The organism is Leptospira ainazelensis (assembly GCF_016918785.1).
Taxonomy (GTDB): Bacteria; Spirochaetota; Leptospiria; order Leptospirales; family Leptospiraceae; genus Leptospira; species Leptospira ainazelensis.
The window spans coordinates 1-19,552 of sequence record NZ_JAFFPT010000013.1; the positions used below are offsets into that span (position 1 = coordinate 1).

The 19,552-nt window shown below is 41.3% G+C and carries 15 protein-coding genes and 1 pseudogene; 6 read left to right on the forward strand and 10 right to left on the reverse strand.

Annotated features, from left to right (window positions below; genetic code table 11):
• Positions 1 to 171: 171 nt before the first annotated feature.
• From JWG44_RS03080 to JWG44_RS03095, 4 genes and pseudogenes are all read right to left on the reverse strand, one after another.
• Positions 172 to 474 (reverse strand): annotated as a pseudogene (locus tag JWG44_RS03080) (phosphatase PAP2 family protein); the annotation flags it as partial.
• Complete coding sequence (hisS, locus tag JWG44_RS03085) at positions 471 to 1,790, reverse strand: histidine--tRNA ligase (RefSeq protein ID WP_205273502.1); 1,320 nt, start codon at positions 1,788 to 1,790, stop codon at positions 471 to 473. The gene hisS and the pseudogene JWG44_RS03080, both read right to left, overlap by 4 nt.
• A gap of 6 nt (positions 1,791 to 1,796) precedes the next feature.
• Positions 1,797 to 2,945, reverse strand: coding sequence for a DUF1577 domain-containing protein (locus JWG44_RS03090; protein ID WP_205273503.1), 1,149 nt, complete (start codon positions 2,943 to 2,945; stop codon positions 1,797 to 1,799).
• Positions 2,946 to 2,954: 9 nt separating this feature from the next.
• Entirely contained in the window at positions 2,955 to 5,030 is a 2,076-nt protein-coding gene (locus tag JWG44_RS03095; RefSeq protein ID WP_205273504.1) for an OmpA family protein, read from the reverse strand.
• Positions 5,031 to 5,123: 93 nt separating this feature from the next.
• On the opposite strand from JWG44_RS03095, the gene folP reads away from it, so the two are divergent.
• Complete coding sequence (gene folP, locus JWG44_RS03100; RefSeq protein ID WP_205273505.1) at positions 5,124 to 5,966, forward strand: dihydropteroate synthase; 843 nt, start codon at positions 5,124 to 5,126, stop codon at positions 5,964 to 5,966.
• Between the two features lie 6 nt (positions 5,967 to 5,972).
• Here the strand turns inward: folP and JWG44_RS03105 are convergent, their stop codons facing one another.
• The gene (locus tag JWG44_RS03105) at positions 5,973 to 6,950 is read right to left on the reverse strand and encodes a tetratricopeptide repeat protein (protein WP_408611866.1); all 978 of its coding nucleotides are present in this window, start codon (positions 6,948 to 6,950) and stop codon (positions 5,973 to 5,975) included.
• Between the two features lie 91 nt (positions 6,951 to 7,041).
• Positions 7,042 to 7,950 carry a tetratricopeptide repeat protein gene (locus JWG44_RS03110; protein ID WP_205273630.1) on the reverse strand — a complete coding sequence of 303 codons (909 nt, stop codon included), beginning with the start codon at positions 7,948 to 7,950 and terminating at the stop codon, positions 7,042 to 7,044.
• A 106-nt stretch (positions 7,951 to 8,056) separates the two neighbouring features.
• Here JWG44_RS03110 and mpl36 point away from each other — a divergent pair, with 106 nt between their 5' ends.
• Complete coding sequence (gene mpl36 / locus JWG44_RS03115) at positions 8,057 to 8,980, forward strand: RlpA family plasminogen-binding lipoprotein MPL36 (protein WP_205273507.1); 924 nt, start codon at positions 8,057 to 8,059, stop codon at positions 8,978 to 8,980.
• Between the two features lie 65 nt (positions 8,981 to 9,045).
• Here mpl36 and JWG44_RS03120 read toward each other — a convergent pair whose 3' ends face one another.
• Positions 9,046 to 9,303 (reverse strand): hypothetical protein, encoded by a 258-nt coding sequence (locus JWG44_RS03120; protein WP_205273508.1) that lies wholly within the window; start codon positions 9,301 to 9,303, stop codon positions 9,046 to 9,048.
• A 120-nt stretch (positions 9,304 to 9,423) separates the two neighbouring features.
• Complete coding sequence (gene cysE, locus JWG44_RS03125) at positions 9,424 to 10,140, reverse strand: serine O-acetyltransferase (RefSeq protein ID WP_205273509.1); 717 nt, start codon at positions 10,138 to 10,140, stop codon at positions 9,424 to 9,426.
• Between the two features lie 123 nt (positions 10,141 to 10,263).
• Here cysE and JWG44_RS03130 point away from each other — a divergent pair, with 123 nt between their 5' ends.
• Positions 10,264 to 11,157: a site-2 protease family protein gene (locus JWG44_RS03130; RefSeq protein ID WP_205273631.1), complete on the forward strand. Its 894-nt coding sequence runs from the start codon at positions 10,264 to 10,266 to the stop codon at positions 11,155 to 11,157.
• Positions 11,121 to 12,539, forward strand: a complete 1,419-nt coding sequence (locus tag JWG44_RS03135; RefSeq protein WP_205273510.1) for a Vgb family protein — start codon at positions 11,121 to 11,123, stop codon at positions 12,537 to 12,539. The genes JWG44_RS03130 and JWG44_RS03135 overlap by 37 nt, the downstream gene beginning before the upstream one ends.
• 30 nt (positions 12,540 to 12,569) lie before the next feature.
• Here JWG44_RS03135 and JWG44_RS03140 read toward each other — a convergent pair whose 3' ends face one another.
• Both JWG44_RS03140 and JWG44_RS03145 read right to left on the reverse strand, forming a co-directional pair.
• On the reverse strand, positions 12,570 to 13,910 hold the full coding sequence (locus JWG44_RS03140) for an MATE family efflux transporter (protein WP_205273511.1): 1,341 nt from the start codon (positions 13,908 to 13,910) through the stop codon (positions 12,570 to 12,572).
• Positions 13,911 to 15,194, reverse strand: coding sequence for a dicarboxylate/amino acid:cation symporter (locus JWG44_RS03145; protein ID WP_205273512.1), 1,284 nt, complete (start codon positions 15,192 to 15,194; stop codon positions 13,911 to 13,913). It lies immediately after the preceding gene.
• A 140-nt stretch (positions 15,195 to 15,334) separates the two neighbouring features.
• Between JWG44_RS03145 and JWG44_RS03150 the strand changes: the two genes are divergently transcribed.
• Both JWG44_RS03150 and JWG44_RS03155 read left to right on the forward strand, forming a co-directional pair.
• Positions 15,335 to 18,517 (forward strand): SpoIIE family protein phosphatase, encoded by a 3,183-nt coding sequence (locus JWG44_RS03150; RefSeq protein WP_205273513.1) that lies wholly within the window; start codon positions 15,335 to 15,337, stop codon positions 18,515 to 18,517.
• A complete protein-coding gene (locus JWG44_RS03155) occupies positions 18,510 to 19,400 on the forward strand; it encodes a gluzincin family metallopeptidase (RefSeq protein ID WP_205273514.1) in 891 nt (296 codons plus the stop codon). The genes JWG44_RS03150 and JWG44_RS03155 overlap by 8 nt, the downstream gene beginning before the upstream one ends.
• The last annotated feature ends 152 nt before the right edge of the window (positions 19,401 to 19,552 follow it).

Consider the following 19,552-nt stretch of genomic DNA (forward strand, 5'->3'; position numbering starts at 1 on the left):
CTTAAAAAAAATGATCGCAAGAAAAAGACCTTTGATCACGGTCGCTGGAAAAATAGATTCCAATCCGGATATGAAACATTCGTTTCCTTCCGCTCACGCCGCAAACTCGATGACGGCGGTTCTCATCCTTGTGTTCTTATTTAAATTTTCTCCGGCCTTGATTCTGATCAGTTTCATATCCGGATTGGAATCTATTTTTCCAGCGACCGTGATCAAAGGTCTTTTTCTTGCGATCATTTTTTTTAAGAATAGTACAAATCGATCGTTGGCATACGTTATCGCACCGGTAAACAAAAGAACCCAATACCACGCGATCGGGAGATCGTTTTTAAGAAAAAGAAATGGAAGGAGAATTACGAGGAAGACTTCTCCACGATTGATTTTGGAAAGAATATGACTCAGCTTGGGATTGTGTAGTTTTTCACGGATCCAAGTTGAAAGTGAAAAGTCGATCTTATCTACGATTTGTATCAAAGTTGAAAGTCTTTCTTTAGAATTTCAGAAAGCCCTTTTCTAGGCAGGCTTTTCTGTTCTCCGGAAACCAGGTCTTTTAGCTGAACGGATTCCGATTGGATTTCCGATTCTCCAAGAAACAATACGTAGCGATAACCTTTTTTTTCCGCGACTTGAATTTGTTTTCCTATTTTTGCGGAATCTAACATCGTTTCGGTGAGGATTCCATTCTCACGAAGTTCTTTGGAAAGTTTGGACGTTTCTAAGAATAAGGATTCGTCCATGATAGGAAGGAAAACCGTCGTTTGTCTTCCCAAGTCGGGAATTAAATTATGACCTTCGAGAAAATTTTTGAGAGTCACATCGCCTAAACCGAAGCCGATTCCGGAAAGTTGTTCCTTCGAAAACAAACCGATTAAGTTATCGTAACGACCGCCGCCGTAAAGCGATCTTCTGTTCTCCGGGTTTGTATCAAACACTTCGAAAATACATCCGGTATAGTAATCAAATCCTCGAATGATCGACGGATCAAAGGTAAGCTGTTTTCCGACTCCGAGTTCTTCTAATTCGCGAAATAGATTTCGGATAAAAGAAACGGATTCAGAATCGATTCCGGGAATTTCCGAAACGTTCTCCAATGTAGAGGAAAGATAGGTTTCGATCAAAGGTAATTGTTCTTGAATATTGTTTAGGAGGGGTTTGATTTCAATCTCGAATGCTTCGGCGGTGATTTTGGATTTTTTATCCAAAAGTTTGGAAACGCCGTGAATCTGATCCGCATTTAACTTCAAAGTAATCTTTAAAAAACTATCGAGAAGTTTTCGGTGAGAAACCCTGATTTGATAACTTCCGTCGGGAGCGCCGAATTTTTTTAGAATAGAATCCGCTATGAGTAGAATTTCGAGCTCGGCGCGATAAGTATCGACTCCGAAAAGATCAACGTTTAACTGCCAGTGTTCGCGAAGTCGTCCCTTACCCGGTTGTTCGTATCTCCACAAGTTTGGAATGGAAAACCAGCGAACGGGTCTTGGTAGGTTGCGGAGATTGCCCGCAACCATTCTTGCGAGAGTCGGGGTCATTTCAGGACGAATCGCAACCCTTCTTTCGCCTTTATCTACGAAGTCATATAACTGACGTTCTACGATCTCCTCTCCGCTTTTTGCTTTGTAGAGATCGAAGGATTCTAAGATAGGACCGTCGTATTCTTGATAACCGAACGAAAGAACTGTCTCGCGCATTACGGAAAACATCCAATTGCGGAGACGCATCTCTTCGGGATAAAAATCTCTGGTCCCCTTGTAAGGGGCTGTGGTTAAAAAGTTCTTCTGATTTTCCAAGGCAAATTACTGAGTCTTAATGAAGTTCATATTTTTCTTCAATAGAGTCATATTTGCCTTAGCATCATTGGAGCCAACTATTTCTGCACCGACGTGGTAGATTTCTCCGACCTGAAAAATATGTCGGATATGAAATGCGAAACGTAGAGGAGCCTGCATCTTAAAGGTAATGTCCGCCGTAAACGAAGGTTTGTGTAAAAAAGACTCGATCAATTCGGACTCGGTAACTTCTAAAAGAATTCCTCCTTCCGAAATGTTGAGTACGTTTTGTCTGACATCCAATGCTTTCGTATTGGAATCTCCCATTCTTGAATTGAAGATTTCCTCCATTTCAAGATAAAGGGGTACTACTTTTTCGGAAACTGGACCGTCGCTGGATTCGATCACGCCCATTGCAAAGATCTGTGTTTCGCCTCCGGTTCTGAAAAGAATCGGAAATATCAGAAGAGAGCGAACTTTACCGCTTTTGAAAAAGCGGATCCTATCTTCCAAAATCAGTTCGTCTTGAAGAATTTGTTTTATCGGAAGCACGTCCAAATCCTTCAGATCGTTTTCAACGTCCGAGCTCATCGTATTCGTATCGCCGATATAAATCGGTTTTTTATGTTTTTTTACGAGTTCTTCCTCGGGTGAGAGATCTTTAGAAGAACTGAATACTAAATGTGCGCTAGGATAAATTTGTTTTATTTTGCGATTGAGATCGTTTAGAATGATCTGTCCCGAAGTTCCCAATACTTTGCTTACTTCCAATTCTTTGCGTGGTATGAGAAACTTGTGAGCGACAACCTTACCGATCAAACCTTCGATCCTCGGTGACATTCTCTGAGTTTTGGCTATTCTTGCAAAAACCGGTTTACAAATGATCTGAGAATCTGTTTTTTCCGTTACGTGAAAACCGATTTCAATGTGTTTGGAGAGAGTTCTGTATAATACGAGTTCACCGTCTACGTTGGTCAATGTTGTATCGATCGGAAAAATGAATGTGCCATCCTCTTTAATCTCGATCGGTTTTAATTCCTGGTGAAACGGCGATTCTTTTACTAACAGTCCTTGAAAGTGGATGTACTCTTTCAGAATGTATTTTATTTTGTTTAAATCTTCTATGATTTCCCAGGATCGCGGCGCCTGCAAAAATTCTTGATACATTACGTTCATGAAAACTCCTTAGAGCTTTCGAAAGCTGACCCTTCTGTTTTTTGCTCTGCCTGTTTCTGTTTCATTTTCTGCATCCGGCTGCGAATACCAATAAGCTCTTGCTTTGATTCTTTTCTCAGAAATTCCTTTTGAGATGAGATATTCATAAACGTTACGAGCCCTTTTCGCGCTCAACCTCGTGTTGTATTCCTTAGAGGCCACGTTATCCGTGTGTCCCCCAATTTCAATTTTATCGGACGCATTTTTCAACAGATAGTCTACAAGAGGATCTAATAACTTTTTATTCTCCTCCGTGATTTTTGTTTTATTAAATTCGAAATAAATGCGTAGATTATAGATCGGATCTACGTCCTTCTCGGCTTTAAGGAAAATTGTCACTGTTCCATTTTTGGAAATATTTTTTTGACTAATATTAACGCTTTCGGAAATATATTTAGGCGCAACCGCAAATAATTCGAAATCGGATTCGGGCAATTTATTTACTATAAAGGATTTTTTATCGGATTCTTGAGGAAGAGATTCTCCTTTGCGATTAATCGGTGTAAAAAGTGTTACTTTTGCATCTTGGAGAATTTCTTTAGTCTTTTCATCCGCGACGACGACTCTCAAAGCGGCACTAGTCGTCTGCTGATTGTTGGTAACGGGAGGCTCTTCCACCTTCGTTGTCTCTTCCGCTTTTCCTTCTCCAGTTTTGATCGGTAGTAAGACATAAGTCCGATAAACTTTACGATTCTTACCGATATTACCTCGAAGGTCTAGGATATCCTCTTGAGGATGAAAACCCGGCGAGCTGATCTCGATCTTATAAATTTTTCCGGTCTGAAGCGTTGTATTGAAATTGGATGGTTGTTTTCCTTTTGTAAGATCTCCTCCGATTCTTTTCGAAGTGATTACGACTGCAGGTTTACTTCCATCGTAAATTTTTAGGGTTGAATCGAGTCCGATCATCGTTTTTTCGGATCCGTCTAAAACAAGACCTTTGAAATTGAGATTGTAAGAATTGCGAAGCGATTCAGGAACCTGAAACCTATAGACGTCAAACTGTCCTTCCCCACCGGTTCGGTTAGAAGAGATATAAGCCCAGATTCCGTCTCGATCAAAACTGATTCCTTCGTTATCAAAACCCTCCCACTTTTCCGAGTTAAACGGTTTTGGTAAAAGAAAAAGAGAAGACTGATCCACTTTTGGAATCATAGATTCGGCCGTTTTTACTTCGGAAGTTTCTTCGACGTCTTCTTCATCCTCAAGCATGTTGTCTAACGCGGATTTGTATTTTAAGAAGATTCTATAAAGTTTAAACTTTTTTCTTTCATCCTCGCGATTGGAACTGAAGTAAAGCTGCTCCCCATCCTGATGAATGAAGGGAAGGACTTCGCTTTCGGAAGAATTCAAGGGAGAACCTAAATTTTTCGGTTGAGACCAGGTTCCATTCTTCCTGTTTCGAACCGAAATCCAAAGATCAAAATCTCCGTAACCGCCGGGGCGATCCGACGAAAGGATCAGAAAGTTTCCATCGGGGGAAATTGCCGGCATCTTATCGTTGAAGTTGGAGTTGATTTCATTTAAGTGTTCAGGATCGCTCCATCGCCCCGTCTTTTTATCTTTGATCGTTCTGTAGATGTTAAGTCCTTCAAAGCCCGTCCTTCCAACGGAGGGATTGAGAGTGGACGTAAAATAAATTTCCGAAGGGGCGTGATTAGAATCGAACAGAATCGAAATTCCGCCCTCAAATGCGTTCGAGTTGAAAAGATTCGGTTTGCGAACGCCGGCTACGGATGCACGTTTTAATTCTTCCCGAATGTTTTGATTCATGTTCACCGGCTTTGTCCATTCCGCCGGAACTTCCTTATCCAGATATTGAACGTTCTCGGAGATCCAAATGTCCATCCCACCTTCGCCGCCGGGTCGATTCGATTGAAACACGATATACTTTCCATCCGGGCTGATCAGAGGATTGTATTCGTCGTTTTGTGTGTTGAGCGGTTGGCCGAATTGTTTTTCGGGTAAATCCGGAAGAGGTTGCGAAAAGATAGGAGCGAGAGAGCAAAAAAATAAGTATAAAAAGAATTTTGAAAAAGTACGCATGAATCGCTCCAAAAAGAAAATCAGAGAGGGCCGTTTTTAGTTTAATTTCAGGATCTCCTTTAGAGTATCGGTCTTGAACTAGAGTTTTTAAAGATGGAAACTAACAAGGAATCGAATTCTTCCCTACATTCTCCTATAATCTTCGGGGTTCTTAATATCACGGAGGATTCTTTTTCAGATGGGGGAAAGTATCTCACGTTTGCCGCGTCTCAAAAGAAAGCCGATTCTTTGGTTTCTCAGGGTGCGGACGTCGTCGACATCGGAGCTCAGTCTTCGAACGTCAAATCCGGCTCGGTCGGTCCCGAGATAGAATGGGTTCGGATGAAGGAACTCGTTCCAAAATTGATAAACGACAAGATTCGTCTCTCCGTAGATTCGTTTCAACCCGAGGTGATCCGGAAGTCGTTGGAAGCCGGAGTCGAATTTATCAATCATATCCGGGGTTTTGTGGATAAAGAATCGATCCACGAAGTTTCCAAATTCGCAGGGACAAATCGGAAGTTCATCTTGATGTATTCTCACAATCATTCCAATCGACCGGAAACATTCTCCCATCTCACAAAAGACAACGTGATCCAAGAGATTCGGAATTTTTTCAAAGAAAGAAAAAGGGAAATGTTAGAATCAGGAATTACACAGGAACAATTGATCTTTGATCCGGGAATGGGATTTTTTCTGAGTCCGGATTTTCAGATCAGTTTCGAGGTTCTGAGAAAGATCCAAGAACTTCGGGAGGAATTCTCCCCGATGATGGTTTCCGTAACTAAAAAATCTTTTTTAGGAAATGCGTTAGGTGGTCTTGACGTTTCCGAAAGGGAAATTGCGACCGTGATCACGGAACTCTATCTTTCGCTTAAAAACGTAGATTACATTCGGACCCACGAACCTAAAAATCTAAAACAGGCGCTTACGATCTGGAATTTCTTACAATCCTAATAAAACTTAACGACCCACTTTGATATCTTCTACGGTTTTTTTACCGGAAGAATTTAAAGTAGGTAAAATTTCATCTTCTCGAATTTGAAGTCCTTTGTTTTGTAATTTTCGAATGTAAGGAACGATCGGGCTTAGATCGCTGTTAGGATGGATCGACAATAAAACTCGCTTCCAGAGTTCTACAAAGGGAAGAGTTTCTCTTTCGGAGTCCGGCGTTTTACGGATCCATTCCATAGCTTCGGAGTAATTTCGTTTTTCATAATATGCTTTTGCGATGTAATAACTCAGATCCGGAATTTTATCGTCCGTAGTTTGGAGGTTCATCGCAAACATCAGAAGATCGTCCCATTTCTCCATATCATGAGCTAACAGAACCATGGACGCCCGAGCGTTTTTATGGTAAGGATTGATTTGAAGAATTTTTTCCAAATAGTAGTATGCCTTTTCGAAATCCTGCTTTTCTAAAAAGTAGACGCTTAATTCTTCCCAGGAAACGACTTCCGAACCTGGAATTTTGGATTGAACGTCGAGGAGCAAAACGGTTTCTTCCCTTCGGTTTTGGGAAGTGAGAATCTTTCTAAGTTGTTGAATCTGATCCTTTTTTGCGGCTTTCAAAAAGAGGTCGATTTCCTCTTTTGCGGAATCGTATTCGTCGATCAGAAAATGCATTCGGAGTAGATTGGAAAAGCAGATCGGATTGGTCGGAGAAATTTTTAGACATTCTTTCCAAGAAATTTCCGCGTCATCTAAAAAGGAGTTTTTAGCAAAAAGAATTCCAAGGTTATTCTTATCTTCCGCGGTCGTACCTTTGCCTCTAAACGCTCTCACGGCCCAGAGAGAATTTATTTTTTCCATTTCAGCTTGAGAGAATTCGGTAGAGTTCAAATACAAAAAGGCGGGGTCCGTTTCCAAAATCTCAGCTTCGCGAATCGGATAGATACAAGAACTAAAAAAGGAAATGACTAAGACTATATTCCAAAATATTTTAGTAGGCCATTTATGATGGCTCGTTTGAATTTCCAAATTTTGTTTGGAGTCAACGTTTACGCTTCGCTGCTTTTGGCAACCTCGCTCTCTATGGATCGCTCGCTTCCTGTGCACCGGTTTCTTCCAATTGTTTCTGAGCATACAGCATATACTTCAGAGCTCGTTCTTTATCACCATGAAACAGATACATGAGTGAAAGATCAAGTGCATCCTGAGGGTTTGGAGGTGCGAAGTCTTCCGGATTCTCCTTGCTCATTTCGAATTTTGATCGGAATTCATCCAGTTTGTTTTTGGTGAGTTTTTCCAAAGATTCAAAAAAGGCGGCTTCTTCCGGATTCTTTTTTGATTCTTCGATCGCGTCCGAAAAACGAGTAAAACCTTTTGCTTGAGAAGTCGCTTGTTTGAGAATTTCAAATGATTGTTTGAAGTTTCCAAGTCGTGTGTGAACTTCGGAAATCAAAACCTGCATCCGAGAATCTCCCGGATAGAGTTGATTTACTTTGCTCGCAATTTCGAGGCATTCCTTCCAACGTTCTTTTTCAAAATGAAAAGTCGCCAAGGCGGTAAGAGCCATTCGATTTTCGGGATCGATTCGAATTGCGTTTGTTAAGTAGAGCTCTGTCTTTTCGTCCTTTTCCAGTTGGCGATAACAATAAGCTAATAGGATATGAGATTTCAAAAAACGTTTTTCGAGTTCGAGGGACTTTTTAAGGGACCGAATCGAGGTTTCGATTTCTCCTAAACGGTAGAGCTCAACGCCGATGTTGTAGTAGAGCTCTGGTGTCTTACCGACACCGAGCGCGTTTTGATAAACCTCGATCGCCTTTTTCGAATTCCCTTGTTTTGAGTAAAGGGCTCCGAGATTCAAATAGGATTTCTGATACTTGGGTTGTGCCTGTATGATTTTTTCGTACAGCCGAATCGCCTCCGGGAATTTGCCTTCTTTTTCCAGAGCGAGCGCCTGGTTGAATATTCTGCTTATATCGGTCCCGGTCATATAAGGATTATCGGACCGAAATCTCCCTCGGACAACTGAAAAAGTAGTAATGGAATTTTTCATTTCTTCCGATTTAATAAAGGAATCACTAGGACCCGAGGGAACAATGAAACAAATAGCAATCTTAGTTGCCCTGATTATTTTTACATCTTGCGCATCCGTTGAATCGAAGCGAAGCGTAAGCGCTTCCGGAGATCCGTCCGAGATTTTCTTTGAAAAGGAAATCGCTCCAATGGACAGAGAATCCGGTTCCAATACGAATTCGCAAAAACCGGCGAGAAGATCTTTCGAAGAAGAGCTGAACGTTGAAAAATTCGCGAAGGCCCAGCCGCCGGAAAAATCGAATTCTTCCTCCGGGGATTTTGATGAAGTCGGAATGTCTTCCTGGTATGGCGCGAAATTTCATGGAAAACCGACCGCAAGCGGAGAGAAGTTTGATAAAACAAAACTTACAGCCGCGCACCCGACGCTTCCGTTAGGATCCATCGTCAAGGTTCAGAATTTAGAAAATCAAAAAGAAGTTTTAGTCCGTGTAAACGACAGGGGCCCTTTTGTGAAGGATAGGATTATCGATCTTTCCGAAAAAGCGGCCGATACTCTTGAGTTCAAAGACACGGGTGTTGCGAAGGTCGGGATCAAAGTTATCAAACGCGGCGGCGCGACGGGAGAAGAATCGGAAGATCTTGAAAATTCCGACGACGAAGAAGCTTTGTTAGGCGATGAAACCGGAAAACCGGAAAAACTGAATCCTCAAAAAACGGATTATCCGAACAAACCCGTAGCCGCCGGAAAATACATCAAAGGTTCTCCAAAAGGTTACACGGTTCAAGTTGGAGTCTTTCGCGATCAAGGGAGAGCCGAAACTTACAAATCGAATCTTGGACAAGAATACGGAGAGAAAACTTTCATGTTCACAAGAGATGGATTGTTTGTAATTCAGTTGGGTGATTTTGGAAACCGAACTGCAGCTGATTCCTTTAAGTCCAAATTGAAAACTGATGGAATCGACTGTTTTATTCCAAAAAAGTAAAATTCTTATAAACCGCGTTTTCTCGGAACCGAACCCTGTGAGAATTCTCACGGGGCTTTCCGATTTTAACGGTGAGCTCTACAACTATCCTGTTTCATTCTTCCGCGGCAGATCTCTTTGGCGACTTCAACGACTGCAATTCCGCATGTGTTAAGACTTGGATCCACACATCCCGGATAAACGAGAAGAAGAGTCGGAAAACACTGATCGAATTCTTCCATATCTTTCGAACACGCTTGCTCGTTCGAAACGAGTAGGTTACAATCCGAAATTCCGAACAAAAGAATTAAGAATATCACGGCGGAAAGAATTTTCTTTTTCATAGGAAATAAGAGAATCGGGTAAATCAAAAAATCAATTCGGAATTTTCTTTTCTAATTTCGCAGACTGCCGGATTCTTTCGACAAAGGATCATAAGGCGATTTTGAGTGCTACCCGGATTCTTAGATTCCACCGCCATGAATAAACTCATCCAGGATTTCTTCTAAATTATCTTTTCCGTGTTTCCGAAGAATTTGATTCCCGTTCATTTGATTCATGGAATGAACTTCCGTTTGAAGAGTTTCTATTCTTTCGAGAAGAATGGAAAAAACTCTCGCGACTGGGTCAGGGATTTCATTGTGGTCGAGCATGTGCTCGCCTTCTTCTCCGATCGGCATTTTAGAACGAACAATCTTCGCGGGAATTCCAACGACGGTCGTATCGTTTGGTACGTCTCTCATGACCACGGATCCGGCGCCGACACGAACATTCTTACCGATCGTGATATTCCCTAATATTTTCGCACCGGCTCCGACGACGACGTTTTCCAACAAAGACGGATGACGTTTCCCGGATTCTTTCCCCGTTCCGCCCAAAGTTACTCCTTGGTAGATGAGACATCCTTTTGCAATCGTAGCGGTTTCTCCGATTACGATTCCGTGTCCGTGGTCGATCATAATTCCGTTTGCAATCTGCGCCCCGGGGTGAATGTCTATTCCCGTGATGAATCTGGAAAAAGTATTGATCATCCTCGGGATTAGAGAGAGTCTCATCCGATAGAGAAGATGAGCCAGCTTGTGAAACCAGAGAGCGTGGAGACCCGGATAACAAAGTACGATTTCCAGATACGATTTTGCGGCTGGGTCATACTTTTTAATAAATTTAATATTTTCAAACAAGCGATTCTCTCCGGGCCCTGATTAGTAAAAGGCTAAAAATTCGCGATACCATGTAAAGAGGATTCTTTCCAAGAAGAATAAGAATAAAGATTGAAACAGTCCAAATTTTCTACGCACTTAATCCTGTTTATCCTCACTTTTTTGACTCTTACTTTTCAGGGTGAGTTTCTTGAAATTCCCTTTTTACCTTCACAATACATCAAAGAACTATTTTTTCTTAGACTTCCTTATTCGTTCTCTTTGATCACAATCTTGTTAGCGCATGAGATGGGTCACTATTTAGCGGCGCGGCATTACGGTGTTAAAGCAACATGGCCATATTTTATTCCGATTCCATTCGCTCCGATCGGAACCATGGGCGCGGTGATTCGGATTTTGGAACCGATCCGAAACAAAAAACAACTTTTCGACATCGGCATTTGGGGACCCTTGATGAGTTTGATTCTTTCGGTTCCTTGTTATATTCTGGGAATTTATTGGTCATCTTTGGTTCCAATAGAATCGTTGAAAGGAAATCCGACGGTCATTTCTTTTGGAGAATCTCTTTTCACCGTTTTGGTGAATCAATGGATCCTAGGACCATTTGACCCCTCGATACAAGACGTTTGGATCCATCCTCTAGCTCAAGCAGGTTGGGTCGGTCTACTCGTCACCGCGATCAATCTTCTTCCCTTTGGCCAATTGGACGGAGGACACGTAATTTATTCAGTTTTTGGTGAAAAATATCGGAAGTGGATTTATTATCTTTTTATAGGTTTTTTATTTTTATGTTTTTGGAATTTCTCATGGTTGCTGTGGGGTTTTCTCATTTATTTCATCATAAAGGTAGAACACCCGTTTGTCCCTGACCCGGTAGTTCCGCTGGATCGATTTCGGAAAATTGGCGGTCTTTTGATTTTATTCTCGCTGATTTTTATTTTTGTGCCGTCGCCGATCCAACTTGGAACTGATATAAATAGACCCGGTCTTGCAGAGGAGCTATGGATTTCACTCAAGTCAGTTTTTTCAGGTATTTAGTATTACTAGGATGTATCTTTTCGTTTCCGATTTTCGCGCAGGATCAGGAAATCAAACTTACGGACAACGCCTATGGATTTACGTATGACGGTACTAACTTTTGGTACATCGATTCTTCGCAACGTTCCTTGTATCGTGTCGATCCTACCGGAAGACAGGAATCGTTTCCGTTAAACATTCCTTTTCTTACGGGGATCAATTTCGATCCGAGAGAAGGAAGGATCTATATCGCTTCCAGAAAACTCATTCTTAAAGTGGAACCGAATACCGGCGGAGTAACGGAACGGATTCCGGTTTCGATCGAAAAAATCGGCGGAATCGCAAGTCAGGATTCTCTTTTATACATACTCGATCAGGAGAATGGAAAAATTTCCATCATGGATAAAGGAACCGGAAGAATCATCGGCGGTTTTCTTACGGACAGAGCGCAACCGAAAGATCTCGTATTCGCAAGAGATTCGGTTTGGATTTCGGATTCTTCCGATGGAAATATCTATCGATACAATCCGAACAACGGCGCAATCACGGGCTCTATCAAAACCCCTTCGAAAGAAATCAGAGGTATGGTTTTTTTAGGGAGTAGAATCTACGTGATCGATCGAGCGGGAAAAGAAGTGAAGCGTGTTTCCTTTGTGGAAACCGATCGTTTTATTGCATCGGGCGAAACAACACACCAAGTAAAAGTTAAACTTACCTTTTCATTGAATGAACTTTCCATAGCCGGCGGAATGCTCGGTCTTTATCAACCCCCGACGACGGAACACCAAAGGGTTCGAAATCTAAAGATGGGAGAATCCGGATTCAAACAGGATTTTATCGGAAACGGAAGGGCTTTCGTAAAAAGTCTTGGAGTGGACGATAAAAAAGGAACTCAGACTTTAGAATATTCTTTCGAAGTTCGAACTCAGAATATACGTTATTACGTTACTGACGACTTTCTTGAAAAGAAAGAGAGAATCGGAGACGATATCAAACCCTTTCTAAAAGGAGAACCGCTCGATAAACAAAAAAACTCGTATTACGTGGATAAGGTTTTCGATGCGAGGTTGTTTCGGAATTCGATTCCCTCCTTGAAAAAGAATTTAATCGATTCGGGAATTCCGGTCCGTTCCTTATACACTGCAACCAGGGCCGAAAAAAATTCGGCGGTTGCGTTTAAAGAAACTTTAGAAGTCTACATTCCCGGATTTGGATGGGCGCCGATTCAAAACGTTAAACCCGCTTCGGATGAATCTTCCCGTGTTTTTAAAAAAGGGGAGGAAAGTCTGGATTTATTTCGAGGAGAAAACTGGGAAGATATCGTTTCTCCGATTTTTTACAAAAGCAGAAATTCGGAAGAATGGAAATCGATTCCCGCAGAAATTCAGGTTAGCTTTGAATGACGTCTAACGTCAAAATTCAAAATAAGAATCTTATCCTTCCGAAGTTTGCCGGAGAATTCGTTCCCGTGTACCGCGAAAGAATTTTCCGGCTTGTAAAGAAAGGGTCAAAGCCCTTCCGAACATAAGCATCACAAGAGCTAACCAAAGGAGATCATTGTTTTTTGCGGTTTTTCCTAAATAAGCTATCGGAAAAAAGAAAAAGGTAGTACTCAAAAGCATGGAGTTTCTCAGAATTCTTCCTTGAGTTAAACCGATAAAAAATCCGTCTAGAATAAAAGCAACGGTACCGATTTCCAAAACGGGAATGAGCCAAAATTGATATTTCTTAAGAATCAAAAGGACTTCCGAACTTTTTGTAATCAATCCGAAAGTGATATTCGGAAAAATGAAAAGAAAGAATAAGAAGGCCGTTGTAAAAAGAAAACCGACAAAAAGAGCGATCGATAGAAGATCTTTCAATTCCTTCCAATTTTTTTCTCCGTAAAGATTACCGGCTAAACTTTCGGTTGCGAATGCGGCTCCGTCGACCAAATAAGCGCTCACAAGAATCAATTGAAGAAGAATCGAATTGGCCGCTAATATTTCAGTTCCCGCCTCCGAACTGAAGTTTCGAAACAGACTAAAAGTTACGATGAGGAAAAGAGTCCTTAAAAAAATGTCTCTGTTTAGATGAAGGAGCGAAGAGAAACCGGAAACGGAAAGTAATACCTTTTCCCGAATCCAAGATAATTCAAACGAAGAGGTTTGTTTCCATTCCCGCACAAATAGGATTCCGAAAACCGATAACATTCCGAACTGGCTGATCGTGGTCGCGAGGCCGGCGCCGTAAGCTTCCCATCCTAACTCCAGAATAAAGTAAGCGTCTAAGACGACGTTGATCCCGTTTGCGGCCACGGTAGCGATCAAAACATAAGAGCTCTTCTCCCTCCCTAAAAACCAACCTGTAAAAACGTAGTTGCAAAGGACGGCGATAGAACCGGGAATTCTTGCGTCGAAATAAGAAACGCCGGCTGTTTTTACGGCGGATTCTCCTTCTAAAATTCTAAACCCAAATTCTTTAATCCAAGGTGATAAAACGAGAATTCCGATTCCGAAAAAGAAGGCCAGAATGATCGATCGGATGAGAATAAAAAGCGATTCTTTTTCGTTCTTTTCTCCCGAGGCTAAAGCGGTAAGACCCGTGGTCCCCATTCTTAAAAATCCGAACATCCAGAAGATAAAATCAAAAAGAATGCCGGATAACGCGGCTCCTGCCATAAAGATATGTGTATCTAAATTTCCTAATATTGCCGTGTCCACCAAACCGGTTAAGGGAACTGTGATGTTCGCGAGAATGTTGTAAAAGGTGAGTTTATAAAATTTAGATTTCAATCAGCTTAATTTGTCCATCACACAGGAAGCGGTAATATCGCCGGTGACATTGATCGTCGTTCTGCACATATCCAAAAATCGATCCACCCCGAGGATGATTCCGATTCCTTCCGGCGGAATTCCTAAACCCGCAAGAATGGTGGCTAAGATCACGATTCCAATTCCGGGAGTACTCGGCGTTCCTATGGAAGCGCCGACGGTCGTAAAGAGTAGAAAGACGAGTTGTGTCGGGCCAAGGACGATCCCATAATACTGAGCTAAGAAGATGGACGCGACCGATTGATACAGTGCGGTTCCATCCATGTTTACGGTGGCGCCTACTGGAATGATAAATTCCGCGATGTTCTTTTTTACGCCTAAACCTTCGGTTGCTGTCTGAATGGAGACAGGCATCACGGCGGCGGAGCTCGAAGTAGAAAAAGCGAGTAATTGGAGACTTGCGATTTTTTTGAAAAAATCAATCGGGTTTCTTCTTGCGACTAAAATAAGAATGATTGAATACATTATCAGAACGGAAAGCAACCCGAGTAAAACGGTACTCATATACATTCCCAGCGTGAGAAGAAGTTCCACACCGATCGATGAGATCGCCTTTGCCATAAGACCGAACACTGCAAAAGGAGTAAGACCCATTGCCCAGTTTACGATTTTCATGCTGATTTGAAAGATAGAGTTTAGAATTTCCAAAATCGGTTTTGAGAGTTCCTTTGAAACCGAAAGAATCGCGATTCCAATCAGACAGGAAAAGACGATGACGTTTAACATTTCTCCCTGAGTAATAGAGAGGACCGGATTTTTTGGAAAAAAGGACATCAAAAGTTCGGGATATTTTTCCAAACTTGGAATTGCGACTGGATTCGGAATTTTGGAACTTTGAAGATGATCTAGATGAATCGTCGATTTTCCGGGTTCCAACCAGGTCGCTAAAAAAATCCCGATTCCGACGGCTGCAAACGTGGTCAAAACAAAATAAAATACCGTTCTAATTCCAAGTTTTTTAACATTCTCCAGATTTTCCGCAGAACAAATTCCGAGAATAATAGAAGAGAAAATTAACGGAACCATGATCATCTGCAAAAGGCTGATGAATACAAGTCCGGGAATAACAAGCCACGAAGTAGTAAGTTGAGCAACATCTCTACTTACGAGCGATAAATCGGATCCAAGCAAAGCGCCTGCGAGAATCCCAGCCGACATTCCTATGAGAATTTTCAGCCAAAGTTTTTCCCTTAAATGCCTGGAAATCTTGGTATTAAGGAAAGTTAGCTTTTCAAAAACGGCCATTAGGGAAAACTCTTTTGAATCGTTATTTTTTCTATTGATTTTTAGTTTTGGTATGAATTATTGAAACCGTTTTTGCGATATTTGATTAAACCCGTGCTTTTTCGAACAAAATATAGAATTAGAAAGACGGACTGGAGATTATGGGATTAGATTTTCTGAGATCAGATTTGATTCTCTTCAACTATTATTCTTTTGGAAGTCTATTAGTAACATTTACGACTTTTTTCCTCGCAGTCTTCTTTATTAGTTTAAGAAGAAAGACAGTTGCAACCTATCATCTTGGAATCGGATTTTTTATCCTTGGATTTTTTGAGATCGGTTACTTTCTTGCGGCGTTTTATTATCACCCGTTAGCGGCATATCACCGGTGGTTGACCGGAGGTTTGATTCTGCCGGCCATTACTCATTTTGCTCAATTCTTTATCCGTTATCCGAGCAATTATAATAAGAAATTAGGAACTTGGTTGTTATATTCCCAACATGTTTTTAGTTTCTTTGTGGCATGTGCTTTTATTTATTTAACTTATATTTCCGAAAAAATCTATCACTTCACCGCGCACCACTGGGATTTCAACGCGCTCGCTTCGAGCAGATATCTTGCTTTTAGTATCGCTTTTTACTCCGTAATCGCCTTTATAATTGTACCTATTTGGAGAATCGTTACCGACAAGGATAAGAAACGATTCGCAATTTTTCTTTTCGCAGTCGGCTTTATGATAGCCGCTTTTTATCCGAACATAGCCAACGTATTGAGTAGAGACGGCGTCATGGAACGATCGACATACATGACATCGACTCTGATTTTCTTTATCGCCGCATTTTCAGTCGTCGCAATCGTTTTTATAAATAACAGTACGGAACGCACCACTTTCATGGTTAAGATTGTGGGTATTACCCTTTTTACGATCTGTTTGATTATGCAAGCGCTCGTTTTTATCTCTAACCAGGACAAAGAATCGGAATATGACAGTCTTCACCTCGTCAATAGTGAACGGGTCTTGGAAAGCGGTCGTGCGAATGATGAAGTGCAGTATATTCTCCGCTACGATGAAAAAAGCGGAGAGTTGCTCACTAACGATTACGATTCGAAATATGCGCTGGATCTTTCTCTTGTAAAAGTCGATTTGCAGAATACGCTAATTTACGAAGAAATCGCAAACTTAAAAGAAGATAATTTTAGAGAGAATCTCAAAAGTATTTTAGATTCTTCGCCTGAATATTTTGCCGGTTATAAAGACGAGATCTATAAATTTGTAAAAGAAAATTCTTCCTTAAAATCGAAAGAGTTGAAAGCCGGACTCTTAGCGCTCGCCGAAAAACTCAATAAGAACGCGTTCGTGAACACGAACAAACTTCAAGGGATTCGTCATGAATCATTCTGCGAAGAGGGAAGATCCTACTTAGAAAAAAATAAAGAATTGGAATCCTTTAAAATTGGAATTCTGAAAAACTTAAACGGATGTTCTTGGAAGGGGAAAGAAATTTCCGGAAAGGAACTCAAAGCCGAAATTCTAAAATATTTCAGTTATTTTAAACCGGCAGAAACAAGACACTATAGAAGAAGTGTGGACGGCTTGGGTCACCACGTCGCTTTTATGAAATACATTCCCGCAAAGAAGCAGGTTGTCGAACTCGGATTCTCTTATAAAAAGTATCGAGAGTTTATGCATCCGACTTCCGTAAAACAAACAATCATTCTATTGGTGGTGATCTTTGTTGTTCTGGTATTATTTCCGCTCTTTTTTAAAAGCAGTCTCGTGAATCCGTTGAATAGTTTACTTTCCGGTGTGGAAAAAGTAAATAAAGGCGACCTGGACGTCCAGGTTCCTGTAAAGGTTCGGGATGAGATCGGATTTTTAGCCGATTCGTTCAACTCGATGGTTTCGTCCATCAAACAGGCCAGAAGAGAACTTCAAGATTACGCAGAAAATCTCGAAGAAAAAGTGAAAGAAAGAACTCAAGAAGTTCAAGAAAAGATGGAGGAAGTCCAAAGACTGAAAGTTCAGCAGGACGGGGATTATTTCCTCACATCCCTTTTGGCGAAACCGCTTTTTTACAACGCTAATAAATCGAAACTCGTAAATACGGATTTTATTCTTAAACAGAAAAAACAATTCGAATTTAGGGGAAAACATTCCGACTTAGGCGGAGATATCTGCGTTACCGGAAATCTTCGTTTAGGAACTCCCGATAGTTATAAACGTTATACGATGGCGATGAACGGAGATGCGATGGGTAAGTCCATGCAGGGCGCTGGCGGAGCTCTCGTAATGGGGGTCGTCATGAATTCTATCATGGCCCGATCCGCCGCGAACAATCGAATTTTAGAAAAAACTCCGACCGAATGGTTAAGCGAAGTTTATCAAGAAATTCATTCCGTTTTTAAATCCTTTAACGGAAGTATGGTAATCTCCGCGACCATCTTTTTAATCGAGGAAGAAACCGGTAAATGTTTCTATTTTAACGCCGAGCACCCTTTTACCGTTCTCTATAGAGACGGAAAGGCGAGCTTTTTGGAAGAAGGTCTGCAACTTAGAAAACTCGGTTTGGATTCCGAGTTCGATTTTCAAATTAGAACTTTTGAATTGAAGAAAGGGGACGTTTTGATTCTTGGATCGGACGGTCGAGACGATATCGATCTGACTCCGGAGGAGACCGTAAGAACGATCAACGAGGATGAAAATCTTTTCTTACGCAACGTGGAAAAAGGGAAAGGAAATTTAGAGGATATCGAAGTCGAAATTCGAAAATACGGTGAATTGACCGACGACCTTTCGATGCTCAAAGTCGAATTTCAACTCGAAAAGAAAAAAGACGAACTAGACGAAATGTTTACCGGTGGAGATCGGATCGAAGTCGCCCTCAATCCTGATACCATCTACGAAGACGCAAAACAATTGTATAAGAATGGTAAAGTCGATCAAGCCCTTGAACTTTTAAAAACCGGTTATACACACGATACCGCAAATCAAAAGATCAATAAACTTCTCGGCCTTTTGAGTTTTAAAGGAAAAGATTATTCGACGGCGATCGAAGTTCTTGATAACTATTTAAAAACCGATCCCGGGCTGCACGAATACTGGTTTTATCTTTCGATCGCTAACAAAAAGGTCGGGAAATACGAGCACGCCCTTCACGCAAGTTTAAAGCTGAAAGAAATTCAACCCGATAATCTTTCAAACTTGATCAATCTTTCCGATATCTATCGTTTGATGGATCAGTTCGATTTAGCCGAGGAAGTTGCGAACCAGATTATGCATCTTGATCCGGGAAATCAAAACGGGGAAAGGCTTTTAAAACTCATCGAACGAGATCGTGCGTAATTTTTTTTTTGTCACTTTAATTCTTATCTCTTTCGATCTATTTTCGGAAAAGAATTCTTGGATCAGAAGAATTCCCCTTTCTAGAGGGGAGCTGATTCTTGAGATTCGAAATTCTTCCAAAGACAAAGAATGGAACGAGTTTGCGTATCGTAAAACCGTGGATCTGTTTAAGGCTCTGGAGTCCTATTCCGGAATTTCTTTTCACGAAGCCAGCGCTTCCATATTTGAGGGTCGAAAACCTTCGGAAAAATTCAGGGTTCTTCTCTTTCTGCAAGATCAGGTTTTTTTAAACGGCACTCGAGTCGGAGGTTTTAATAATATCTCCGGGGATCTAGGACCGGCGAGAGGAATTTTTTTGGAGCCGGATCTCGCTCCACCGGGATATCCTGCGCTCCTCTTTCACGAACTCGGTCATTTCTATTTTTCCGATATCGCATGGTTGAGCGAAGGTCTTGTTTCTTTTTTACCGTTTGTTCTTTATAAGGAAAAGAAAATCAATCTTTCGAAAGAAGAACTGATCTCGATGGCCGAAGAATGGAATATGGAGGAAGGTTTGCAAGGCGGGAAGGATTTTCCCCTCGATCCTGATTTTCGTGAAAAGACGCCGTCGGCGACTCCGACTTTTTACAATAAGGCTCTGAAAGTTCAGTTTATTCTTTATAAGGAATTGGGATCCGCTGGATATCGAGAATTTGTAAAAAAACTGGTTTTCGAAAACTCCCCCAAAACAACGGGAGAAGTAATACTCATCCTCAAATCGATTCGAGATAAGAATTGGGCCAGTCTCCTTCGCGGTTGGGTTACCGCCGGGCCTTACGAAGTCTACTCTTGGAAAACCTTTCAAAAGGAATCCATTTTTCGAAATTTTCTTTCCTTTCCTTAAATCGAACGTTTGTTTCGAAAAAACGGGCGTCTCAAATAAAACCTCCTTTCCAATTCGAATTCGCTTCTATTTTATCATTGAAAAGAACTTTCCTATCGTTAGAGTAACGTCTGTTTGGAAAAAAATATAATTCCAAATTGAACGATCGATAG

Coding starts and splice junctions, on each gene's coding strand:
- JWG44_RS03095 (WP_205273504.1), bottom strand. CDS start 5,030: ATGCGTACTTTTTCAAAATTCTTTTTATACTTATTTTTTTGCTCTCTC.
- JWG44_RS03150 (WP_205273513.1), top strand. CDS start 15,335: ATGGGATTAGATTTTCTGAGATCAGATTTGATTCTCTTCAACTATTAT.
- folP (WP_205273505.1), top strand. CDS start 5,124: ATGGAAACTAACAAGGAATCGAATTCTTCCCTACATTCTCCTATAATC.
- JWG44_RS03110 (WP_205273630.1), bottom strand. CDS start 7,950: ATGACCGGGACCGATATAAGCAGAATATTCAACCAGGCGCTCGCTCTG.
- JWG44_RS03120 (WP_205273508.1), bottom strand. CDS start 9,303: ATGAAAAAGAAAATTCTTTCCGCCGTGATATTCTTAATTCTTTTGTTC.
- mpl36 (WP_205273507.1), top strand. CDS start 8,057: ATGAAACAAATAGCAATCTTAGTTGCCCTGATTATTTTTACATCTTGC.
- JWG44_RS03090 (WP_205273503.1), bottom strand. CDS start 2,945: ATGAACGTAATGTATCAAGAATTTTTGCAGGCGCCGCGATCCTGGGAA.
- JWG44_RS03135 (WP_205273510.1), top strand. CDS start 11,121: ATGGATTTCACTCAAGTCAGTTTTTTCAGGTATTTAGTATTACTAGGA.
- JWG44_RS03145 (WP_205273512.1), bottom strand. CDS start 15,194: ATGGCCGTTTTTGAAAAGCTAACTTTCCTTAATACCAAGATTTCCAGG.